Genomic DNA, 21,920 nt, shown 5'->3' with positions numbered 1-21,920 from the left:
AGGCGGTGACGGGGAAGGGGCCCGGGAGGCGCGCGGACAGGACGTGGGAGAGAGGAACGTCGGCCGTCGCGCATCCCGGGGCGCGTCAAGTATTCGTTAACGTTAGAATTGCGTCGCAGGAACAGTGCTTACCAGCACATTCCATTCGGTTATATGGACGCCTCCCCCCATGATTTCGCTTCGTAATTTCGCCTTGCGCCGCGGCGAGCGGCTGCTGTTGTCCAATGTCGACCTGACCCTGCATGCCGGTTACCGGGTAGGCGTGGTCGGCCGCAACGGTGCTGGCAAGTCCAGCCTGTTCGCGGCGGTGAAGGGCGAACTGGAGGCCGACAAGGGTGACGTCGACCTGCCGGGCAAGATCCGCATCGCCAGCGTTGCCCAGGAAACCCCGTCCCTGCCGGACCCGGCGCTGAGCTTCGTGCTGGGCGGTGACATCGAAGTGGCTGCGGTGCTGGCTGCCGAAGCCGACGCCACCGCCCGCGAAGACTGGGAAGCGGTGGCCGAGGCGCATACGCGCATGGCTGAGCTGAACGCCTACGACGCCGAAGCACGTGCCGGCAAGCTGCTGCATGGCCTGGGCTTCCCGGCCGAAACGCACCACCGCGCCGTGTCCTCGTTCTCCGGCGGCTGGCGCGTGCGCCTGAACCTGGCCCGCGCGCTGATGATGCCCAGCGACCTGCTGCTGCTCGACGAACCGACCAACCACCTGGATCTGGACGCGGTGTACTGGCTGGAACAGTGGCTGCTGAAGTACCCCGGCACCCTGCTGCTGATCTCGCATGACCGCGAGTTCCTCGACAACGTGGCCACCCACACCCTGCACCTGCACGGTGGTGGCGCCAAGCTTTACCCGGGTGGTTACACCGACTTCGAGCGCCAGCGTGCCGAACAGCTGCGCCAGCAGCAGATCGCGCATGAGAAGGAACAGGCCGAGCGCGCCCACCTGCAGAGCTTCATCGACCGCTTCAAGGCCCAGGCCAGCAAGGCCGCACAGGCACAGAGCCGGATGAAGCGCCTGGCCAAGCTGGCCGGAACCGAGGCGGTGCGCGCCGAGCGCGAATTCCGCATCGAGTTCGCACCGCCGGCCAAGCTGCCGTTCTCGCTGATCCGCCTGAACCACGTCGAGGCCGGCTACGGCAGCGATTCGGTGATCCTGCACAACGTGGGCTTCGGCCTGGAAGCGGGCCAGCGCATCGGCCTGCTGGGCCCCAACGGCGCCGGCAAGACCACCCTGGTGAAGACCCTGGTGGGCGAACTGGCACCGATTGCCGGCGAGCGCGCCGCACACCCGGACCTGCGCATCGGCTACTTCGCCCAGCACACGGTCGAGTCGCTGCATGAAGGCCAGTCGCCGATGGAGCACTTCCGCGACCTGGCCCCGGATGCACCGAACCAGTCGTTCCGCGATTTCCTCGGCAAGTGGAATTTCCCGGGCGACCGTGCCTTTGAACCGGTGGATGGTTTCTCCGGTGGCGAGCGTGCACGCCTGGCGCTGGCATTGATCGCCTGGCAACAGCCGAACGTGCTGTTGCTGGACGAACCGACCAACCACCTTGACYTGGAAATGCGCGAAGCACTGGCCGAAGCACTGGCCGATTTCGATGGCGCGATCGTGATGGTTTCGCATGACCGCCACCTGATCGGCCTGGTCTGTGACACCTTCTGGCGTGTGGCCGACGGCGTGGTCGAACCCTTCGATGGTGACCTCGATGCCTACGCCGCCTGGCTGCGCACGCGCCCGCAGGCGCAGGGCACCAAGGCACGCATGGAGCAGGTGGAGGAACCGGTGGTGGTCACGACCGCACCGGTCGCGCAGGTGGTGCAGAAGAAGCCGGTCAACCCGCACAAGCTGGCCAGCGCCGAAGCCAAGGTCGCCGAGCTGGAAGGTGTGTTGGCCGAACTGGACCGGCAGCTTGCCGACTCGAGCAACTATGCCGATGCCACGCGCATGGCCGTGCTCGGCCGCGACCGCGAAGCCGCCGCCGCACAGCTGGAAAAGGCCGAAGCGGCCTGGATGGAACTGCTGGAGTCCTGATTCCATCGGTGGCGCCGGGCCATGCCCSGCGGCTTCTTCCAACCGCTGCGCTCGCCGGGCATGGCCCGGCGCTACCCGCGGCGCGCGTGTTTCATCCCTGTGCCTGCAGCCATTCGCGGAACCGCTTGGCCGGTTCCCGTTCGGCACGCGAGCGCAGACGGGTCAGCCAGTAGCGACCCAGCTCCAGCGTGGTGGCAAACGGCTGCAGCAGCCGGCCCTCGGCCAGGTCCGCTTCGAACATGCGCAACGGCAGCAGGGCAACGCCCGCGCCACCGGCCGCAGCTACCGCCAGCGTCAAGGACGAATCGAACACCGGTCCGCGTGCTTCCACGCCGTTGGCCCCGGCCATCTGCAGCCAGCGTGGCCATTCGTCGCTGCGGTACGAACGCAGCAGCGGCAAGGCCGCCAGGTCGCGCGGATGCTTCAGCCGCCGCGCCAGTGCCGGCGCGCACAACGGCGCGAACGGCGCGTCCAGGATCGCCGTGCAGGCCTGTCCCTGCCAGTCGCCATCGCCGAAACGGATCGCCAGGTCCAGGCCTTCACCGGCCAGGTCGATGCGGTTGTTGTGGGTCTGCAGCCGCAGTTCGATATCCGGGTGGGCCGCATCGAACGCGGCCAGCTGCGGCAGCAGCCAGCCGGTGGCGAAGGTGCCGACCACGCCGATCGTCAGCACTTCCCGCGCCGGGCCACCGGTGTAGCGGGCGATGCTGGCTGAAATGCGCTCGAAGGATTCATTGAGCACCGGGTACAGGGCTGCTCCTTCCTCGGTCAACGCCACGCCGCGGGGCAGGCGGTGGAACAGGCGGATACCCAGCCGGTCCTCCAGTCCGCGTATCTGGTGACTCAGCGCCGCCTGGCTGACGCAGAGTTCCAGCGCGGCGCGGGTGAAGTTCTGGTGCCGGGCAGCCGCTTCGAAGGCGCGCAACGCATTCAGCGAAAGGGTGGGGTGCAGCATGGGGACGTGTGAGGCAGGATGATGGCTGATGGTAGCGCCTTGCCATGGGCGTTGGATAAATAAAGGGTTTAATGCGTCATGCATGAATTAATCTCATGGCTGACGCTGAAAAAACGCGCTGGTCGCCTTTGCCCACCCTTTCAATAATCGGGACAGCTTCCACGAGGATTCCGCATGCTTGCCCGTCGTCGATTCCTGCAGTTCAGTAGTGCCGCAGTCGCCTCCACCCTTGCGTTGCCGCTGCTGGCCCGGGCTGCCGCACCCGCCACCGTGCCCGCCACCGTGCCCGCCACACCGGTCGATGCCGCCATCGCCGCCGCCGCCGACTTCGCCGCACTGGAAAAGGCGTGCAGCGGTCGACTCGGCGTAACCCTGCTCGACAGTGCCGGTAGTCGTCGCCTCGGCCATCGCCAGGACGAACGCTTCCCGCTGTGCAGCACCTTCAAGAGCGTGCTGGCCGCCACGGTGCTCAAGCAGGCCGAGCGCGATGCGGCACTGCTGGACCGGCGCCTGCCGGTGCGGACCCAGGACCTCCTGGAGCACGCGCCGGTCACCCGCCGCCACGTCGGCAAGGACCTGACCGTGCGTGACCTGTGCCGGGCCACGTTGATCACCAGCGACAACACCGCCGCCAACCTGTTGTTCGCAGCGATCGGCGGGCCGCCGGCGGTGACCGCGTTCCTGCGCGCCACCGGCGACACGATCACCCGCAGCGATCGCCTGGAGCCGGAACTGAACAGCTTCGCCATCGATGATCCCCGCGACACCACTACGCCGGCGGCCATTGCATCGACGCTGCAGCGTCTGGTGCTGGGCAATGCACTCAGGCCTGCCTCACGCCAGCAGTTGGCCGACTGGCTGATCGACAACGAAACCGGCGATGCCTGCCTTCGTGCGGGCCTGGGCAAGCGCTGGCGGGTGGGCGACAAGACCGGCAGCAATGGCGAAGACGCCCGCAACGACATCGCCGTGTTGTGGCCGGTGCAGGGCGGTTCGCCCTGGGTCCTGACCGCCTATCTGCAGGCGGGCACGATCAGCTTCGAACAGCGCGCGGCGGTACTTGCGCAGGTCGGGCGGATTGCAGATGGGCTGATCCGCTGAAGGGCGCTCTGCCGAAAGGAGAGGACACTTTCAGCCGTGTCCGGCTTGCCCGATCCGGATCGAACCCGCATCCTGCGCGCGTTCGATCCACACGGAAGTCCCCCCGATGAGCCATGAACTGGTCTACCTGCTGCTGATCTTCGCGCTGCTGGTCATCCCGCGCGCGCTGCAGCGGTTCAGCCTGCCGGCGCCGCTGACCTGCCTGCTGTTCGGCATCATCGGCATGCTCTGGCTGGGCGACCAGGCGCACGACGCGGTCATCGCGCTGCTGGCCACGCTGGGCATCTCCTCACTGTTCCTGTTCGCCGGCCTGGAAGTTGACCTGCAGGCCTTGCGGCGCGGCATGTGGCCGCTGCTGGCGCATCTGCTGATCCGCAGTGCCACCCTGTTCGGCGTCGGCTGGCTGGCCTGGCGTTACGCCGGCCTGCCATGGCAGGCGGCCGGGTTGCTGGCACTTGCGCTGCTGACCCCCTCCACCGGTTTCATCATGGATTCGCTGTCGCGGCTGGGGCTGAGCGAGGACGAGCGGTTCTGGGTCACCAGCAAGGCCATCGCCGGCGAACTGCTGGCCCTGGCGGCGTTGTTCATCGTGCTGCAGGCTGGCGATCCCGGGCACATGGCGCTGTCCAGCCTGGCCCTGCTGGCGATGATGATCGGCCTGCCGCTGCTGTTCATCGCGCTTGGTCGCTGGGTCGCGCCGCATGCGCCGGGCTCGGAATTCTCACTGCTGGTGATGGTGGGCATGGTGGCGGCGTACATCACCTACCTGCTGGGCGTGTACTACCTGGTTGGCGCCTTCATTGCCGGCCTGGTCGCGCGCCTGCTGCACCAGCGAATGCCGCTGCTGGCCTCGCACGAAAACCTGCATGCGCTGCGTCTGTTCGCCTCGTTCTTCGTGCCGTTCTACTTCTTCAACGCCGGCACCAAGGTGCCCAGCGAAGCGCTGAGCTGGGAGGCGCTGGGGCTGGGCATCGTCATCACCCTGGTGGTGCTGCCCCTGCGCATCGCGGTGGTCTGGCTGCAGCGCCGCGTGATGTTCGGCGAGAGCTTCCGCAGCAGCCTGCGTGTGTCGCTGGCGCTGGCACCGACGCTGATCTTCACCCTGGTGCTGGCCGCGATCATGCGCGATCGCTTCCAGATTCCCGCGGTGCTGTTCGGCGCGCTGCTGCTGTATGCCGCCTTGACCACGCTGCTGCCCTCGCTGGTGTTCCGCACGCCGTTCGATGTCGATCCGGTCGAGCAGGAGCCGGCAGGGCAGGGCGAAGATGCGCCGGTGGCGGCGACGGACGTGGTTGCCGCCGCCCCTGCAGCCGAGCGCTGAGGTGGATCCAGGGAGTGCGGTTTGCGCCCATCGGCCATGGCCGTTAGGGTTGGGGCATGAAACCGATCGCCGCTGTTGCTTCCGCCTTCGCCCTGCTCGGCCTCGCCGCCTGCTCGCAGCCATCGCATACGGTCAACCACGATCTGTCGACCGCGCCGGCCGACGCCTTCATGGCCGCGGTCGCTGCCCATTGTGGCCAGGCGTACGAGGGCAAGGTGGTGGAAGACACGCCGGCCCCCACCGGTAAAGACCCCTTCGCCGGGCAGAAGCTGGTGATGCACGTGCGGGGCTGCGCCGACCCGGGCCATGAGCTGCGCATCCCGTTCCACGTCGGCGATGACCATTCGCGCACCTGGGTGTTGACCCGCACCGAGCACGGGCTGCGCCTGAAGCACGACCATCGCCACGCCGATGGCAGCCCCGATGCGATCACCCTGTACGGCGGTGACAGCAAGCCGCCGGGCACCGCCGAACGCCAGCAGTTCCCCGCCGATGGCGAATCGGTGGCGATGTTCCGCCGTGCCGACATGCTGGCTTCAACCCACAACACCTGGGCGATGGAGATCGAGCCGGACCAGCGGTTTGTCTATGAGCTGACGCGCCCGGAAGGGCGCCGTTTCCGGGTCGAGTTCGATCTCAGCAAGCCGGTCGCGCTACCGCCGGCGCCCTGGGGTGATGCAGCGGCGCCGGCACCCTGATCGGCCCCCTGGCATGCTGCCGCGGACAGCCCGGCGCTACCCCTCAACGCGTGCCGAAGCGCGCCCGGCAGCCGTTGCTGACCCACACGTTGCCGCGCGAGTAGCCCCAGGTCCGGCCTTCCTGGCAGGCGCTGCCGGACAGCTGCTGCTGCAGCACAGGCCGGCCCTGGCGTTCATCCCAGTTGCAGCTCTGCTGGCGGTTGTTGTTGCTGCTGCAGGTCACGGTGTAGTTGCTGTTGCCACCACCCCAGCCGCCGCCATTGCCCCCACCATTGCCGCCGCCCCAGCCACCGCGGGCCTCGGCGAACTCGGCGCGGCAGCCGCGGTTGACCCAGATCGCGCCGTTGCGCACGCCCCAGTTCTGGCCTTCCACGCACTGCGTGCCGGAGATCTGCCGGACCACGCGTGCGTTGCGCCAGCCCACCGGGCAGCTGCGTTCGCGGTTGTCCTGGCTTTCGCAGCGCACGGTGCCGCTGTTGCCGTTGCCGTTGCCACCACCCCAACCGCCGCCGTTGCCGCCACCCCAGCCGCCTCGGCCCTGGGTGAATTCGGCGCGGCAGCCGTTGTTGACCCAGATGCTGCCATTGCGGGTGCCCCAGGTTCGGCCTTCCACACAGGCCGAGCCGGACAGCTGGCGGACCAGCCGGGCATCGCGCCAGCCGGTGTTGCAGACGCGTTCGCGGTTGTTCTGGCTCTCGCAGCGGACCACCCCGTCCTGCGCGGCGGCAGGGGCGGAGTGCAGGGCGAGCGCGGTAAAGGTGCCAAGGATCACGGCCAGGCTGGCCAGGGACTGCGGTTTCATGGCGACATCCCCATACGGGAGTAGGTGCGCGACTATAAGGACGGGGGCGATCAAGCCCGCGTGACCGTCCGCATTTGCCCCGGCCGGGGCGTCGGCCGCAGAATAAGAGGCTTTCCGGCCCCCATCAGGCGCCGGCGTTCTCCAGCGGAGCTTTCCCCCCATGCGTACCCACTTCTGCGGCCTGGTCGATGAGACCCTGATTGGCCAGACTGTCACCCTCGCCGGCTGGACCGACGTGGCCCGTAACCAGGGCGGCGTCTGCTTCATCGATCTCCGCGATCATGAAGGCATCGTGCAGGTGACGGTGGAGCTCGACAACGCCGAAGTGTTCGCCGTGGCCGCCTCGCTGGGCTATGAGGACGTGCTGCAGGTGGAAGGCGTGGTACGTGCTCGCCACGCGGTCAACGACAAGCTGCGCACGGGCAAGGTGGAAGTGATCGCCACCGCCATCACCGTGCTGAACAAGGCCGCGCCTCTGCCGTTCCACGCCCACGAGAACCCGGGCGAAGAAACCCGCCTGAAGTACCGCTACCTGGACCTGCGCCGTCCGGAGATGCAGCGCATGCAGCGCACCCGCATCAAGCTGGTGCAGGCCCTGCGCCGCCACCTGGACGAGAAGGGCTTCCAGGACATCGAAACGCCGATCCTGACCAAGGCCACCCCGGAAGGTGCACGCGACTTCCTGGTGCCGGCGCGCATGCACCCGGGCGAGTTCTATGCCCTGCCGCAGAGCCCGCAGCTGTTCAAGCAGATCCTGATGGTGGCCGGCTTCGACCGCTACTACCAGATCGCGCGCTGCTTCCGCGATGAGGCCCTGCGTGCCGACCGCCAGCTGGAATTCACCCAGCTGGACATGGAGTTCGCCTTCGTCCGCGAGCGCGACGTGCAGGACTTCGTCGAAGACATGATCCGCGCCATCTTCAAGGAAGTGGTCGACGTCGAACTGGATGCCAGCTTCCCGCGCATGACCTGGGCCGAGGCGATGCGTCGCTATGGTTCGGACAAGCCTGACCTGCGCATCGAGCTGGAACTGGTGGACGTGGCCGAGCTGGTCAAGACCAGCGAATTCCCGGTGTTCACCGCTGCTGCCAATGATGCCGATGGCCGCGTCGCCGCCCTGCGCATCCCCGGTGGTGCCAGCCTGTCGCGCAAGCAGATCGACGAGTACGCCGCGCACGCCGCCAAGTACGGTGCGAAGGGCCTGGCCTACATCAAGGTGGGCGAGAACGGTGAAATCAGCTCGCCGATCCAGAAGTTCTTCAGTGAAGAGGGCTTCGCCGCCCTGGTCGCCCATGTCGGCGCCGGCAACGGCGACATCGTGTTCTTCGGTGCCGGCGGCTACAACAAGGTGTCCGACTTCATGGGCGCGCTGCGCCTGAAGGCCGGCAAGGACTTCGGTCTGGTCGCCGACAGCTGGGCGCCGCTGTGGGTCACCGACTTCCCGATGTTCGAATGGGACGAGGAAGCGCAGCGCTACGTCGCCCTGCATCACCCCTTCACCGCGCCGGCCGTGGACGACATCGCCGACCTGCGCGCGCACGCCAAGACCGCCGTTTCGCGCGGCTACGACATGGTGCTCAACGGCAATGAAATCGGCGGCGGTTCGATCCGTATCCACCGCCCCGACATGCAGAGCGCGGTGTTCGAACTGCTCGGCATCGGTGCCGAAGAAGCCCGTGCCAAGTTCGGCTTCCTGCTCGACGCSYTSAAMTWYGGCGCSCCGCCGCACGGYGGCATCGCCTTCGGCATCGACCGCATCGCCGCACTGATGGCCGGTACCGAGTCGATCCGCGACGTCATCCCGTTCCCGAAGACCACCGGTGCGCAGGATCTGATGACCGACGCGCCGTCGCCGATCGTCGACGAGCAGCTGGCCGAAGTGCACATCCAGGTTCGCCCCAAGAAAAACTGATCAGGAGATCCAGGCAATGACCGAGTTTGCGTTTTCGCTGGAGTGGGAAAAGCTGGGCAATGAAGGCTCCGAGGCCAACCTGGTCACCGAGCGTGCACGTGTCTTCGGTGGTTGGCTGGTCCGTGTCGGTACCAACCCGTCGGCCATGGCCCTGACCTTCGTCGCCGACGGCGAAGGCCGCTGGGACGGTGAAGACTTCGGCGTCGAGGATTACGAAGACGACGAAGAGGAAGAGTACGACGAGGACGAGGAAGGCGAAGAAGAGGAAGACGGCGAGGAAGAAGAGGACGACGAGGAATACGAAGAAGAGGAAGAGGAAGAAGACGACAAGGAACCGGCGGAGCGGGCTTGACCCGAACCGTGGTCCTGACGTCAACTCGACCCATGTATTCGATCCGCCGCGCCACTGTGGACGACGCGCCGACCCTGTCGGCGCTGGCCGCACGCACGTTCACCGAAACCTTCGGCCATCTGTATCCGCCGCAGGACCTGCAGGACTTCATCGACGAGGCCTACACGGTCGAGCGCCAGCGCACGATCCTGGCCCACCCGGATTACGCGGTGTGGCTGCTGGAGCTGGACGGGGAGGCGGTCGGCCATGCCGCCGCCGGCCCCTGTGGGTTGCCGCACCCGGACGTGAAGCCCGGTGACGGTGAGCTCAAGCGCCTGTACCTGATCAAGACGCAGCAGAGCTGCGGCTGGGGCAGCCGCCTGCTGGAAACGGCGCTGGCCTGGCTGGAGCACGACGGCCCGCGCACGCTGTGGCTGGGCGTGTGGTCGGAAAACTTCGGCGCGCAGCGCTTCTACGCCCGGTATGGTTTTGAAAAGGCCGGCGAGTACCTGTTCCCGGTGGGCGATACCAACGATCTTGAGTTCATCCTGCGCCGTTTGCCGCATCCGGCCTGAAACCGTTCACCGCCGCTTGCCCCTGGCTTTTGTTCAATCACTGTAGTTCCGCCCCGCTGACCGCCAGGCTGTTGCACATGACTCCCCCCGTTCTGTTGTTGCATGGCATCTGGAATGCCCGTGCCTGGGTCGGGCCGCTGGCCTGGCGCCTGCGCGCGCGCGGCTTCCAGGTCCATACCTTTGGCTACTCGTCCGTATTTGGCGGTCCCGATGTGGCCGTGCCGCAGTTGCTGGAGCGGCTGGCAGATGCAGGCCCGCTGTCGCTGGTCGGGCACAGCCTGGGTGGCCTGCTGGCGCTGGAAGCCCTGCGCCGGCAGCCGCAGTTGCCCGTGCAGCGCGTGGTCTGCCTGGGCTCGCCACTGCGGGGCAGTGGTACTGCGCGCTCGTTGTCCGAACATGGTTGGGGCCTGGCCCTGGGCCGCAGCAGCGAGCTGTTGCTGGACGGGCTGCCGGACTGGCAGGGCAAGGCCGCCGTCGGCCTCATCGCCGGCTCGGTGCCGCATGGGCTGGGCAGCCTGCTCGGGGCGCTGGATGACGATTCCGACGGTACCGTGGCGCTGGCCGAGACCCGCCTGCCGGGCCTGGCCGACCACTGCGTGGTGCGCACCAGCCACAGCGGCCTGGTGGTGTCGCCCGATGCCGCGCGGCAGACCGCGCATTTCCTCCGCCATGGCCAGTTCGACCATGGCCGGGACGCCGCCGCCGCGTAAGGCGGTTCGCCGGGCATGGCCCGGCGCTACCACGGCGGTGCCCCCCCGGTAGCRCCGGGCCATGCCCGGCGAGCGCAGCGGCATCCATCCGCCCTCGACACGGTCAGCGGGCCCGATCAGGTAGAATCCGCGGCCTTATCCATCAACGCACGTACGGAAAGACCCATGGGTAGAGGCCCCTCCATCGAGAACCGCAAGAACGCGTCTGACGCGAAGCGCGGCAAGATTTTCACCAAGATCATCCGTGAGATCGGCGTGGCCGCCCGCGGCGGTGGAGGCGACCCCAACAACAACCCGCGCCTGCGTGTAGCCGTGGACAAGGCGCTGACCGCGAACATGTCCAAGGACGTGATCGAGCGCGCCATCAAGAAGGCCACCGGTGAACTGGAAGGCGTCGAGTACGAAGAGATCCGCTACGAGGGCTACGCGCCCGGTGGCGTGGCCGTCATCGTCGATTGCCTGACCGACAACCGCGTGCGCACCGTGGCCGATGTCCGCCATGCGTTCAGCAAGTGCGGCGGCAACATGGGCACCGAAGGCTCGGTCAGCTTCATGTTCAAACGCGTGGGCGTGCTGCACTACGGCGCCGGCGCCGATGAGGACGCCATCTCCGAAGCGGCCATCGAGGCCGGTGCCGATGACATCGTGGTCTACCCGGAGGATGGCGCGATCGACGTGCTCACCGCCGCGGACAGCTTCCACGCAGTCAAGGATGCGATGCAGGCGGCTGGCCGCACGCCGGATCATGCCGAGCTGACCTTCCGTGCCGACAACGACATCAAGGTCGAGGGCGACACTGTCCTGCAGGTCAAGAAGCTGCTGGACATGCTGGAAGACCTCGACGACGTGCAGGACGTGTACTCCAACGCCGATCTCGGCGCGGACGCCTACGCCTGAACGGACGCTGCGCCGGTCGCCTTTGGCGGCCGGTGAGCGGACAATGCGGACCATGATGACCCCAGACGTTTCCAGCCATCACCGCCGCATGCGTCCTTCCCGGATCAGCGGCCTGCGCGCGTGTGCCGCATGACCCGCATTCTCGGCATCGACCCGGGTTCACAACGGACCGGGGTCGGCATCATCGATGTCGATGCCAGCGGCCGGGTCAGCCACGTGCATCACCAGCCGCTGGTGCTGCTCGGTGCCGATGACTTCCCGCAGCGCATGAAGCTGCTGGTGCTGGGCCTGGCCGAGCTGTGCCTGGAGTTCCAGCCGCAGGAAGTGGCCATCGAAAAGGTGTTCATGGCGCGCAACCCCGATTCGGCGCTGAAGCTGGGCCAGGCCCGTGGCGCGGCGATTTCGGCGGTGGTGCTGCGCGACCTGCCGGTGCACGAGTACGCCGCCAGCGAGATCAAGCTGGCGGTGGTCGGTCGTGGCGGCGCCGAAAAGCAACAGGTTCAACACATGGTCGGGCTCATGCTCAACCTGAAAACCAAGCTGCAGGCCGACGCGGCCGACGCGTTGGCCGTGGCCATCACCCATGCCCACGTAAGGGCAACGGCCAACCGCCTGGGGCTGACTGCCCGCCAGGYGTGGGGCCGCAAATGAGGAGCTGCACGCAATGATCGGTCGACTGCGCGGAATCGTCGCCTACAAGGCGCCGCCGTGGCTGGTGGTGGACGTCAATGGGGTGGGCTACGAGCTGGAGGCGCCGATGAGCACCTTCTACGACCTGCCCGAGCTGGGCCGTGAGGTCACGCTCTACACTCATTATTCGCAGAAGGAAGACAGCGTCTCGCTGTACGGCTTCCTGCGCGAAGGCGAGCGCCGCCTGTTCCGCGACGTGCAGAAGGTCAGCGGCATCGGCGCGAAGATCGCGCTGGCCGTGCTGTCCGGGGTCACCGTCGAAGAATTCGCCCGCATGGTCCAGGCCGGCGACATCACCGCGCTGACCCGCATCCCCGGCATCGGCAAGAAGACCGCCGAGCGCATGGTGCTGGAACTGCGTGACCGCGCGGCGCAGTTCGGTGCCGGTGGCGCACTGCCGACCGGCAGTGGCCCGGCCCCGGCCGATCCGCTGTCCGATGCCACCGTGGCGCTGCAGCAGCTGGGCTACAAGCCCACCGAGGCGGCGCGGATGGCGCGCGAGGCCTTCAACGAGGGCGACGAAGTGGCCATGGTCATCCGCAAGGCCCTGCAATCGGCGCTGCGCTGAGCCGCTCCGTTTCCTTCCCCATTACACCCTGAGCTTCGCCAGGAGCCCCATGTCCAGCAGTCAAACCCCGCACACCGCCGCCCATGGTGGCCATGGTCACGCTCCCCCCGCCGGGGGCCTGGCGCTGATCATCGGTGCGATCGGCGTGGTCTTCGGCGATATCGGCACCAGCCCGCTGTACACCCTGAAGGAGGCGTTCTCGCCGCACTACGGGCTCAACAGCGACCACGACACCGTGCTGGGCGTGCTGTCGCTGGCGTTCTGGGCGCTGAACATCGTGGTCACCCTGAAGTACGTGACCATCATCATGCGCGCCGACAATGATGGCGAGGGCGGCATCATGGCGCTGATGGCGCTGACCCAGCGCACGCTGCGCAACGGGTCGCGCTCGGCCTACGTGGTCGGCATCCTCGGCATCTTCGGCGCCTCGCTGTTCTTCGGCGATGGCGTGATCACCCCGGCGATATCGGTGCTGGGTGCGGTCGAAGGCCTGGAGGTTGCCGCGCCGGGGCTGCATGCCTTCATCGTGCCGATCACCGTGGTGGTGCTGCTGGCCGTGTTCGCGGTGCAGCGTTTCGGTACCGCGAAGATCGGCAAGCTGTTCGGCCCGATCACCTCGATCTGGTTCATTTCGCTGGCCGCGATCGGCATCTACAACATCGTCGACGCGCCGGAAGTGCTGAAGGCGTTCAACCCGTGGTGGGCGATCCGCTTCTTCATGGAGCACGGCTGGCACAGCATCTTCATCCTCGGCGCGGTGGTGCTGGCGGTGACAGGTGGCGAGGCGCTGTACGCCGACATGGGCCACTTCGGTGCCAAGCCGATCCGCCACGCCTGGTACTTCTTCGTGCTGCCCTGCCTGGTGCTGAACTACCTGGGGCAGGGCGCGCTGGTGCTCAACCATCCCGAGGCGGTCAAGAACCCGTTCTTCGAGGCGGTGCCGTCGTGGGCGCTGTACCCGATGATCATCCTGGCCACGATGGCTGCGGTGATCGCCTCGCAGTCGGTGATCACCGGTGCGTTCTCGGTCTCGCGCCAGGCCATGCAGCTGGGCTACATCCCGCGCATGCGCATCAAGCACACCTCGCACGACACCATCGGCCAGATCTACATCCCCGGCATCAACTGGGGCATCGCGGTGATGGTGATCGGCCTGGTGCTGGCCTTCCGCAGCTCGTCCAACCTGGCCGTGGCCTACGGCATCTCGGTGTCGGCCACCATGCTGATCGATACCCTGCTGCTGGCCCTGGTTGCACGTTCGCTGTGGCCCAAGGCACGCAACTGGATCCTGCCCTTGTGCGTGGTGTTCTTCATCATCGATCTGGGCTTTGTCATCGCCAACGGCGCCAAGCTGCTGCAGGGCGCCTGGTTCCCGGTGGTGCTGGGCATCTTCCTGTTCACCATGATGCGCACCTGGCGCCGTGGCCGCGAACTGCTGCGCGACGAGATCCGCAAGGACGGCATCCGCATCGACACCTTCCTGCCGGGCCTGATGCTGGCGCCGCCGGTACGCGTACCCGGCACCGCGGTGTTCCTCACCGCCGACCCGGCCGTGGCCCCGCATGCGCTGATGCACAACCTCAAGCACAACAAGGTGCTGCACGAGCGCAACGTGTTCCTGCATGTGGTGACCCTGCCGGTGCCGTACGCGGCGGAAGGGCAGCGCCTGAAGATCGAATCGGTGGGCGATGAGTTCTATCGGGTCTACGTGCGTTTCGGCTTCATGGAGACCCCCGACGTACCGCTGGCGCTGATGCGCTCGTGCGACCACGGTGGCATCTACTTCGACCCGATGGACACCACCTTCTTCGCCAGCCGCGAGACCATCGTCGCCACCGCCAACCGTGGCATGCCGATCTGGCGCGACAAGCTGTTCGCGCTGATGCACAGGAACGCCGCCCCGGCGACGGGCTTCTTCCGGATTCCGGGCAACCGCCTGGTCGAGCTGGGCGCGCAGGTGGAGATCTAATCTCCACCTGCGCTACGTCCCACGATTTGCTGCGCAAATCGTGGGCCCCGCCCGCATTCCACCTTATCCCCCCGCCTGTCGGCGCGCCCCCTTGAACAACAAGGGGGCTCCACTTGCGGAGGCGCCGCGCGCCAGAAGCCGAGCCCACTCTGCTCCTCAGTTCCATCCACCCATGGCGTGGATCTACCGTGTCGACCAAGGTCGACACCCACCTATAGCAGGCCACGCCGTGTCGACCAAGGTCGACACCTACCAGGAGCAGACCATGCCATTCCGGCAGATCGCGGAGATCTGTCGAAGGCGGGGTGGGTCCGGTTGCGGGGGTGTCCGCGGCATGGATGCCGCGGCCAAGCCCCCATGGATGGGTTTACGGCGTCCCCCGCAACAGGACCCACCCCGCCATCCATCAGGAAACCTGCTTCTGCTGTTGCTTCGGCAGTTGAAGTTGCAGTTGCTTCTGCGGGTGCCGGGCGCAGCCCGGCCGAATCTCCCCGCTTTTACCGCATAATCAGCACATGACCGACGACCGCATCATCGCCGCCGGCGCCACCCGCGAGGATGACGCCGCCGACGCCAGCATCCGACCCAAGCGACTTGCCGACTATCTCGGCCAGGTGCCGGTGCGCGAGCAGATGGAGATCTACATCCAGGCCGCCAAGGGTCGTGGCGATGCGCTGGACCACGTCCTGATCTTCGGCCCCCCCGGCCTGGGCAAGACCACCCTCAGCCACGTCATCGCCAACGAACTGGGCGTGGCCCTGCGCGTGACCTCCGGCCCGGTGATCGAGAAGGCCGGCGATCTGGCCGCGCTGCTGACCAACCTGCAGCCGCACGATGTGCTGTTCATCGACGAGATCCATCGCCTGTCGCCGGTGGTGGAAGAAGTGCTGTACCCGGCGATGGAAGATTTCCAGATTGACATCATGATCGGCGAGGGCCCTGCGGCGCGCTCGATCAAGATCGACCTGCCGCCGTTCACCCTGATCGGCGCCACCACCCGCGCCGGCCTGCTGACCGCACCGCTGCGCGACCGCTTTGGCATCGTCCAGCGCCTGGAGTTCTACAGCGTCGAAGAACTGACCCGCATCGTGCGCCGCTCGGCCGCGATCCTGGCCATCGACTGCACCGCCGACGGGGCAGGGGAGATCGCGCGCCGCGCGCGTGGCACCCCGCGTATCGCCAACCGCCTGTTGCGCCGCGTGCGCGATTACGCCCAGGTCAAGGCCGGTGGCCACATCGACCAGACCGTGGCCCAGGCCGCAATGCAGATGCTCAAGGTCGACCCGGAAGGCTTCGACGAGCTTGACCGCCGGCTGCTGAAGACCATGGTCGATTACTTCGACGGTGGCCCGGTGGGCATCGAGTCGCTCGCCGCAGCGCTTTCCGAAGAGCGTGGCACGCTGGAAGACGTGGTCGAGCCGTACCTGATCCAGCAGGGCTTCCTGGTGCGCACCGCGCGTGGCCGCATGGCGACCCACAAGGCCTACCGGCACATGGGCCTGAAGCCGAAGAACCCGCCGCAGGACCTGTTTGCCGAGGTCCCCGATGTCGGTTGAACCGCGATTCAGTTGGCCGACACGCATTTACTGGGAAGATACCGACGCTGGCGGCGTGGTCTACCACGCCCGCTACGTGGCCTTCATGGAACGGGCCCGGACCGAATGGATGCGCGCGCTGGGCTACGGCCAGGAGCGCATGCGGTCCGAGCACGGCATGGTCTTCGCGGTGCGCTCCATGCAGATGGATTTCATCAAGCCGGCACGGCTGGATGACCAGCTGCAGGTAAGCGCCACCCTGGTCCAGCTGAAGAAGGCCAGCATGGTCTTCGACCAGCAGGTCCTGCGCGACGGCCAGCTGCTGCTGTCCGCACAGGTCCGCATCGCCGCACTGGACGCGGCCAGTTTCCGCCCGCGTGGCATGGACGATGCCGTCCTTGCCGCGCTGCAACCCCACCTCCACCCCGAATCCGAACAGAACTCTTGAGGAACAACGGATGATCGCAACGCTCCTGGCCCTGCAGGCCACGGTCACCGAGGCTTTGCCGGCTGACGTCAGCAATGCCGCGACCCAGACCCTTGCCCAGGCCACCACCGGCGGCGGCATCAACTACCTCGAACTGATGGCCAAGGCCAGCTTGCCGGTGAAGATCATCGTGCTGGCGCTGCTGGTCGGCTCGTTCGTCAGCTGGGTGATCATTTTCCGCAAGGCCCGCATCTTCAAGCAGGCCACCCGCGAAGCCGACGAGTTCGAGAACCGCTTCTGGTCCGGTGCCGACCTGGGCAAGCTGTACAGCTCGGCCACCGACCGCAGCCGCAATGTCGGCGGCCTGGAAGCCATCTTCGAAGCCGGTTTCCGCGAGTACACCCGCCTGCGCGACAAGCGCCGGCTGGATGGCCGTGCCCAGCTGGAAGGTGCCCAGCGCGCCATGCGCACCACCTACACCCGCGAAGTCGACCAGCTCGAGCGCAACCTGGAGCTGCTGGCCAACATCGGCTCGACCGCCCCGTACGTAGGCCTGGTCGGTACCGTGTTCGGCATCATGGTGACCATGCACGACATGATCAGCAGCGGCGCCCAGGCCGGTATTGCCGCCGTCGCCCCGGGCATCTCCGAAGCCCTGTTCGCCACTGCCATCGGCCTGTTCGTGGCGATCCCGGCGGTATGGGCCTACAACCGCTTCACCACCCGCGTGGAGCGCATGTCGGTGCGTTTCGAGACCTTCGCCGACGAGTTCAGCTCGATCCTGCAGCGCCAGAGCGCTGGCGACGAGTAAGCGCCAGACCCGGGAGTCCAAGCCATGTCCGCTGCCATCGGTCGCCGCAAGCGCCGCAAGCTGAAATCGGAAATCAACGTCGTTCCCTATATCGACGTCATGCTGGTGCTGTTGATCATCTTCATGGTCACCGCGCCACTGCTCACCCTGAGCTTCGATGTCGACCTGCCCAATTCCAACGCCAAGGCGCTGGAAAGCAAGCAGGAACCGGTGATCGTCTCGGTGCGCCAGGACGGCCAGCTCAGCCTGAAGCTGCCCGACGCCAAGGAACCCACGGCCGTCACTGCCGAGGAACTGCAGGGCCACCTGTCCGGCATCGCCGCGCAGGACAAGGGAGTGCGCGTGATCGTCGCCGCCGACCGTGCCGTGGCCTATGAAAAGGTCATCGCGGCGATGGACGTGATCAAGCGCGCCAACGTGGACAAGGTAGGCCTGGCCACCGATGCACGCTGACGCCCTGCCGCCACCGCACAAGCAGGAACCCGGCTGGGGCCAGCCGATGGTGCTGGCCGTGCTGGTGCACCTGCTGGTCGCGTTGATCTTCATCGGCGCCTGGCTGTGGTCACCGCAGCGCAATACCGATGCCGCCGCAGGTGATCCCTCGGTCGAGGCCAGCCTGGCACTGTCCGCGTCCGAAGCCGCTGCCGCCCGCCAGGCCCTGCGCCAGTCGGAAAAGCTGGAAGACCTGCCGCCGCCGGTGGCCGAACCGATCCCGGTGCCGGAAGACACCATCCCGCCGCCGCAGCCGATTGAAGAGCCGCGCCCGCAGGACGCACCGACGCCGCAGCAGCAACAGGCGCAGGAACGCGTGGCGCAGCCCGACACCAAGGACCAGGACGCGGTCAGCGCGTTGGCGATCTCGCAGGAAAAGGCCAAGCAGGAGCAGGAAGCCAAGCGCCGCCAGGAGCAGATCGACCTGACCGAGCGCAAGCGCCAGGAAGAGGCCGAGCAGAAGCTGCGTCTGGCCAAGCAGCAGGAAGCGGATGCCAAGAAGAAGCAGGCCGAGCAGGAGCGCCTGGCCGCTGACAAGGCGGAAGCCGAGAAGCAGAAGAAGATCGCCGACATCCGCGCCCGCCGCGAGCAGGCCGAGAAGGAAGCCAAGCTGGCCGAGCAGAAGCTGCGCCAGGTCGCTGCCGCGCGCAATGCCGCAGGCACGGCTGCTGCCGGTGCCAGTGGTGCAGCACAGCCGGCTGCCGGTGGTGGTGGCAGCAGTGATGATCTGTCTGCCAAGTACGCGGCGGCCATCCAGGCCAAGGTGCTGGCGCAGTGGGTGCGTCCGGACAGCGTGCCGCTGGGCCAACGCTGCCAGATCACCATCAACCAGTTGCCGGGCGGTACCGTCCGCAGCGCCACGGTCAGCGCCGGCTGCCCGTTCGATGAAGCCGGCAAGCGCTCGATCGAGGCCGCCGTGCTCAACGCCCAGCCGCTGCCGTACCGCGGTTTCGAGCAGGTATTCGCACGCACGATCAACTTCACGTTCACCGCCCAGGATCGCTGAGGCGCGGGGCAGGGCAGCCCGTTGGGGCTGTCCCGTCATCCAATGACGCCTTTAGCTCTGGATCGTACGGGCCCGTCCACGCCATGCTTGGGACGAGTCATCCGCACGAAAGGTGGCCGCGACGTTAACGGCATGTGAGAGACCCGGCTGGCACTGACCAGGAATTCACGTACCCTTGGTTCATGATTGCGAAGCGGTTCACTGCCGTTTTGTTATCCCTCGTTCCGGTTCCCCCTATTTGAGCGCTCCATGAAGAAGATGCCTCGCTGGCTTGCCGTGTTTGCGGCCCTGTTGCTGCCCTTTGCTGCCGTCGCGCAGCAGAAGGGGCTGGATATCGACATCATCGGCGGCAATGCCTCCGCCCTCCCGATCACCATCGTGCCGATGCCCTACCAGGGTGCAGCCGGTGCTCCGCAGACCGACGTCGCCGGCGTGGTCCGTGCCGACCTCGAACGTTCGGGCCAGTTCCGCACGCTGCCCGAAGCGCAGATCGTCGAAAAGCCGATTCGTGGCGGTGACATCCAGTTCGCCACCTGGCGCGCGCTGAAGCAGAACTACATCGTCGTCGGCCGGGTCATGGACGCCGGTGCCGGCGCCTACCGCGTCGAGTACGAACTGTTCGACGTGCCCAAGGGCGAGCGCCTGCTGGGCCTGGCGATGACCGCCCGTGGCAATGCCATGCGCGACGTTGCCCACCAGATGGCCGACGCCATCTACGAGAAGATCACCGGTGTCCGTGGTGCCTTCTGGACCCGCATCGCCTACGTGACCGCCAGCGGCAAGGGCGACGCCATGCGCTACGCGCTGATGGTGGCCGATTCGGACGGCTTCAACCCGCAGACCATCGTGCGTTCGGCCGAGCCGCTGCTGTCGCCGTCGTGGAGCCCGGATGGCAACAAGCTGGCCTACGTCAGCTTCGAGCGTGGCAACTCGGCCATCTACATCCAGAACATCTCCACCGGCGCCCGTGAGCTGGTCACCAGCTTCCGCGGCATCAACAGCGCCCCGGCCTTCTCGCCGGACGGCCGCAAGCTGGCCCTGACCCTGTCGCGTTCGGGCAACCCGGAGATCTACGTGATGGATCTGGGCAGCAAGCAGCTGACCCAGCTGACCAACCACTTCGCCATCGATACCGAGCCGACCTGGGCACCGGATGGCAGTGCGGTGTACTTCACCTCCGACCGCGGCGGCCGTCCGCAGGTCTACAAGGTCGGTGCCGGTGGTGGCAGCGCCGAGCGCGTGACCTTCCAGGGCAACTACAACGCCAAGCCTTCGGTGTCCTACGACGGCAAGAAGATCGCTGTCGCCCAGGGTTCGGGCAACAGCTACAAGATCGCGATGATGGACAGCTCGCTGGGTTCGCCCCGCTGGAGCACGCTGTCGCCGGGTTCGCTGGACGAATCGCCGAGCTTCGCGCCCAACGCGAGCATGGTGCTGTATGCCGCCCGTGAGGGTGGTCGTGGTGTGCTGTACGCCGTCTCGGCCGATGCGCGCGTGCGCCAGCGCCTGGTCCTGGCAGACGGTGATGTGCGCGAGCCGGCATGGTCCCCATACCGTACCCAGCGCTAAAAGAGTGTTAATATTTTCTCTGTATTGAACCCCTCATCGGCTTAGGAGCCACAAAGGTATCGCCATGAACAAGTCCACCCGCGTTCTGCTTGTTTCCCTGCTGTCCGTGGCCGTCCTGGCCGGTTGCTCGAAGAAGGTCAAGGAAGAAGCCCCGGCTCCGGTCGATACCGGCACCTCGACCACCACCCCGACCGGTCCGTCCACCTCCGGCCTGTACGGCCCGGGCGATCTGGACACCGACGCCTGCCTGCGTCAGCGCGTTGTCTACTTCGACCTGGACAAGGAAGACGTGAAGCCGGAATTCCAGGCCATCATGGCTTGCCACGCCAAGTACCTGCGTGACCGTCCGTCCTCGCGCATCACCCTGCAGGGCCACACCGACGAGCGCGGTTCGCGCGCGTACAACCAGGCCCTGGGCGAGCGTCGTGGCAACGCCCTCGTGGCTGCCGCACCGGCGCATGCACAACGTCAGAGCCTGGCCGACCGCGTCGGTTCGCTCGAGCAGCAGATGTACAACAACAGTGCCAACCAGGACCTGTTGAACCAGATCAACCAGCTGCGGCAGCAGGTCACCAGCCTGCAGGCCTCGATCGAGCAACTCCAGCACGACAACGCCCAGCTCAAGCAGACCGCCCAGGACCAGTACCTGGATCTGGACAGCCGCCTGAACCGGTTGGAAGGGGGCTCTGCCGCCCCGGCCCTGCCTGCGGTTCCGGCGAGCGCACCGAAGGCTCCTGCAGCCCCGGCAAAACCCGCAGCGGCGGCCACTTCCGAGCGGCCGCCTTCGGTCCATGGTGACCCGGGCAGCCTGGCCGTCACCGGTGACGAGCGTACGTCCTACAACGTGGCCTTCGACGCATTGAAGGCGGGCAAGTACGATGATTCGGCGCAGCTGTTCCTGAGCTTCCTGGAGCTGTACCCGAACGGCGTCTACGCCCCCAATGCCTTGTACTGGCTGGGCGAAAGCTATTACGCCACCCGCAATTTCCCGATGGCCGAGTCCCAGTTCCGCGAACTGCTCTCGCGCTATCCCACCCACGACAAGGCCGCTGGCGGCCTGCTCAAGGTCGGCCTCTCGCAGTACGGCGAGGGCAAGGTCGACCAGGCCCAGCAGACGCTGGAGACCGTCGTGGCGCAATACCCGGGCTCGGACGCCGCGCGTACCGCGCAGGACCGCCTGCAGTCGATCCGCCTCGGCAATCAGATCCGCTGATCCGCTGACCGGGCGTACAATGTGTTCCCCGTAGCGCCGAGCCCTTGCTCGGCTGCTTTCGTTTCCGGGTCGGCAAACCCGTCCGGATCCGGTAGCGCCGGGCCATGCCCGGCGACTTGCATTACCCGTCGGGCCATACCCGACCGGCTGCTGTTGTAGAGCCGAGCCATGCTCGGCTGCTTTCGTTACCGGCCACGGTAGCCCACCCGCCACGTGTCCCACCAAGAAGTCCCTGCCATGACCGCCGTTCCCCCGTCCGCCGCCGTTGCCRCGCCCAGCGAGATCGTGCAGTCGCCCCTGCCG

Annotated in this window: 21 protein-coding genes and 1 pseudogene; 20 read left to right on the top strand and 2 right to left on the bottom strand. The window is 66.9% G+C overall.

Features of this window, described 5'->3' with window-relative positions:
- Window positions 1-169: 169 nt before the first annotated feature.
- Window positions 170-2,035 (top strand): ABC-F family ATP-binding cassette domain-containing protein, encoded by a 1,866-nt coding sequence (locus AC1DJN_RS04340; RefSeq protein WP_025874689.1) that lies wholly within the window; start codon window positions 170-172, stop codon window positions 2,033-2,035.
- 91 nt (window positions 2,036-2,126) lie between these two features.
- Here the strand turns inward: AC1DJN_RS04340 and ampR are convergent, their stop codons facing one another.
- The gene (gene ampR, locus AC1DJN_RS04335) at window positions 2,127-2,990 is read right to left on the bottom strand and encodes a LysR family transcriptional regulator AmpR (protein ID WP_180830797.1); all 864 of its coding nucleotides are present in this window, start codon (window positions 2,988-2,990) and stop codon (window positions 2,127-2,129) included.
- 174 nt (window positions 2,991-3,164) lie between these two features.
- Between ampR and blaL2 the strand changes: the two genes are divergently transcribed.
- From blaL2 to AC1DJN_RS04320, 3 genes are all read left to right on the top strand, one after another.
- Window positions 3,165-4,091 (top strand): L2 family extended-spectrum class A beta-lactamase, encoded by a 927-nt coding sequence (gene blaL2, locus AC1DJN_RS04330; protein WP_282279913.1) that lies wholly within the window; start codon window positions 3,165-3,167, stop codon window positions 4,089-4,091.
- Between the two features lie 106 nt (window positions 4,092-4,197).
- On the top strand, window positions 4,198-5,412 hold the full coding sequence (locus AC1DJN_RS04325; RefSeq protein WP_032975144.1) for a cation:proton antiporter: 1,215 nt from the start codon (window positions 4,198-4,200) through the stop codon (window positions 5,410-5,412).
- A 56-nt stretch (window positions 5,413-5,468) separates the two neighbouring features.
- Window positions 5,469-6,110 (top strand): hypothetical protein, encoded by a 642-nt coding sequence (locus AC1DJN_RS04320; protein WP_025874684.1) that lies wholly within the window; start codon window positions 5,469-5,471, stop codon window positions 6,108-6,110.
- 43 nt (window positions 6,111-6,153) lie between these two features.
- Here AC1DJN_RS04320 and AC1DJN_RS04315 read toward each other — a convergent pair whose 3' ends face one another.
- Entirely contained in the window at window positions 6,154-6,912 is a 759-nt protein-coding gene (locus tag AC1DJN_RS04315) for a DUF3011 domain-containing protein (RefSeq protein WP_025874683.1), read from the bottom strand.
- Between the two features lie 160 nt (window positions 6,913-7,072).
- Between AC1DJN_RS04315 and aspS the strand changes: the two genes are divergently transcribed.
- The 16 genes and pseudogenes from aspS (at window position 7,073) to ybgF (ending at window position 21,617) form a co-directional block, all read left to right on the top strand.
- Window positions 7,073-8,824, top strand: a complete 1,752-nt coding sequence (gene aspS / locus AC1DJN_RS04310; protein ID WP_478038911.1) for an aspartate--tRNA ligase — start codon at window positions 7,073-7,075, stop codon at window positions 8,822-8,824.
- Between the two features lie 16 nt (window positions 8,825-8,840).
- On the top strand, window positions 8,841-9,176 hold the full coding sequence (locus AC1DJN_RS04305) for a hypothetical protein (RefSeq protein WP_025874681.1): 336 nt from the start codon (window positions 8,841-8,843) through the stop codon (window positions 9,174-9,176).
- A gap of 32 nt (window positions 9,177-9,208) precedes the next feature.
- Window positions 9,209-9,730: a GNAT family N-acetyltransferase gene (locus AC1DJN_RS04300; protein ID WP_032975141.1), complete on the top strand. Its 522-nt coding sequence runs from the start codon at window positions 9,209-9,211 to the stop codon at window positions 9,728-9,730.
- A 77-nt stretch (window positions 9,731-9,807) separates the two neighbouring features.
- On the top strand, window positions 9,808-10,440 hold the full coding sequence (locus AC1DJN_RS04295) for an esterase/lipase family protein (protein ID WP_025874679.1): 633 nt from the start codon (window positions 9,808-9,810) through the stop codon (window positions 10,438-10,440).
- 165 nt (window positions 10,441-10,605) lie between these two features.
- Window positions 10,606-11,337 (top strand): YebC/PmpR family DNA-binding transcriptional regulator, encoded by a 732-nt coding sequence (locus tag AC1DJN_RS04290; protein ID WP_032975140.1) that lies wholly within the window; start codon window positions 10,606-10,608, stop codon window positions 11,335-11,337.
- A 129-nt stretch (window positions 11,338-11,466) separates the two neighbouring features.
- A complete protein-coding gene (ruvC, locus tag AC1DJN_RS04285) occupies window positions 11,467-11,988 on the top strand; it encodes a crossover junction endodeoxyribonuclease RuvC (RefSeq protein WP_478038910.1) in 522 nt (173 codons plus the stop codon).
- Between the two features lie 13 nt (window positions 11,989-12,001).
- On the top strand, window positions 12,002-12,595 hold the full coding sequence (gene ruvA, locus AC1DJN_RS04280) for a Holliday junction branch migration protein RuvA (protein ID WP_032975138.1): 594 nt from the start codon (window positions 12,002-12,004) through the stop codon (window positions 12,593-12,595).
- A 49-nt stretch (window positions 12,596-12,644) separates the two neighbouring features.
- Window positions 12,645-14,564, top strand: a complete 1,920-nt coding sequence (locus tag AC1DJN_RS04275) for a potassium transporter Kup (protein ID WP_032975137.1) — start codon at window positions 12,645-12,647, stop codon at window positions 14,562-14,564.
- Between the two features lie 515 nt (window positions 14,565-15,079).
- Window positions 15,080-16,120 (top strand): Holliday junction branch migration DNA helicase RuvB, encoded by a 1,041-nt coding sequence (gene ruvB / locus AC1DJN_RS04270; protein ID WP_025874674.1) that lies wholly within the window; start codon window positions 15,080-15,082, stop codon window positions 16,118-16,120.
- Window positions 16,110-16,547 (top strand): tol-pal system-associated acyl-CoA thioesterase, encoded by a 438-nt coding sequence (ybgC, locus tag AC1DJN_RS04265; protein ID WP_032975136.1) that lies wholly within the window; start codon window positions 16,110-16,112, stop codon window positions 16,545-16,547. The genes ruvB and ybgC overlap by 11 nt, the downstream gene beginning before the upstream one ends.
- 10 nt (window positions 16,548-16,557) lie before the next feature.
- Window positions 16,558-17,337, top strand: a complete 780-nt coding sequence (gene tolQ / locus AC1DJN_RS04260; protein WP_025874672.1) for a protein TolQ — start codon at window positions 16,558-16,560, stop codon at window positions 17,335-17,337.
- Window positions 17,338-17,361: 24 nt separating this feature from the next.
- Window positions 17,362-17,790: a protein TolR gene (tolR, locus tag AC1DJN_RS04255; protein WP_032975135.1), complete on the top strand. Its 429-nt coding sequence runs from the start codon at window positions 17,362-17,364 to the stop codon at window positions 17,788-17,790.
- Complete coding sequence (tolA, locus tag AC1DJN_RS04250) at window positions 17,780-18,835, top strand: cell envelope integrity protein TolA (RefSeq protein ID WP_025874670.1); 1,056 nt, start codon at window positions 17,780-17,782, stop codon at window positions 18,833-18,835. Before tolR ends, tolA begins: the two co-directional genes overlap by 11 nt.
- Before the next feature lie 249 nt (window positions 18,836-19,084).
- Window positions 19,085-20,404, top strand: coding sequence for a Tol-Pal system beta propeller repeat protein TolB (gene tolB, locus AC1DJN_RS04245; protein ID WP_033831823.1), 1,320 nt, complete (start codon window positions 19,085-19,087; stop codon window positions 20,402-20,404).
- 64 nt (window positions 20,405-20,468) lie between these two features.
- A pseudogene (locus AC1DJN_RS04240) lies at window positions 20,469-20,847 on the top strand (OmpA family protein); the annotation flags it as partial.
- Window positions 20,844-21,617 carry a tol-pal system protein YbgF gene (gene ybgF, locus AC1DJN_RS04235; RefSeq protein WP_478027947.1) on the top strand — a complete coding sequence of 258 codons (774 nt, stop codon included), beginning with the start codon at window positions 20,844-20,846 and terminating at the stop codon, window positions 21,615-21,617. The pseudogene AC1DJN_RS04240 and the gene ybgF, both read left to right, overlap by 4 nt.
- The last annotated feature ends 303 nt before the right edge of the window (window positions 21,618-21,920 follow it).

The organism is Stenotrophomonas sp. 05L414_2 (assembly GCF_056397905.1).
Note: the sequence above shows the minus strand (reverse complement) of the source record. Positions and strands in the feature narration are given on the sequence as shown.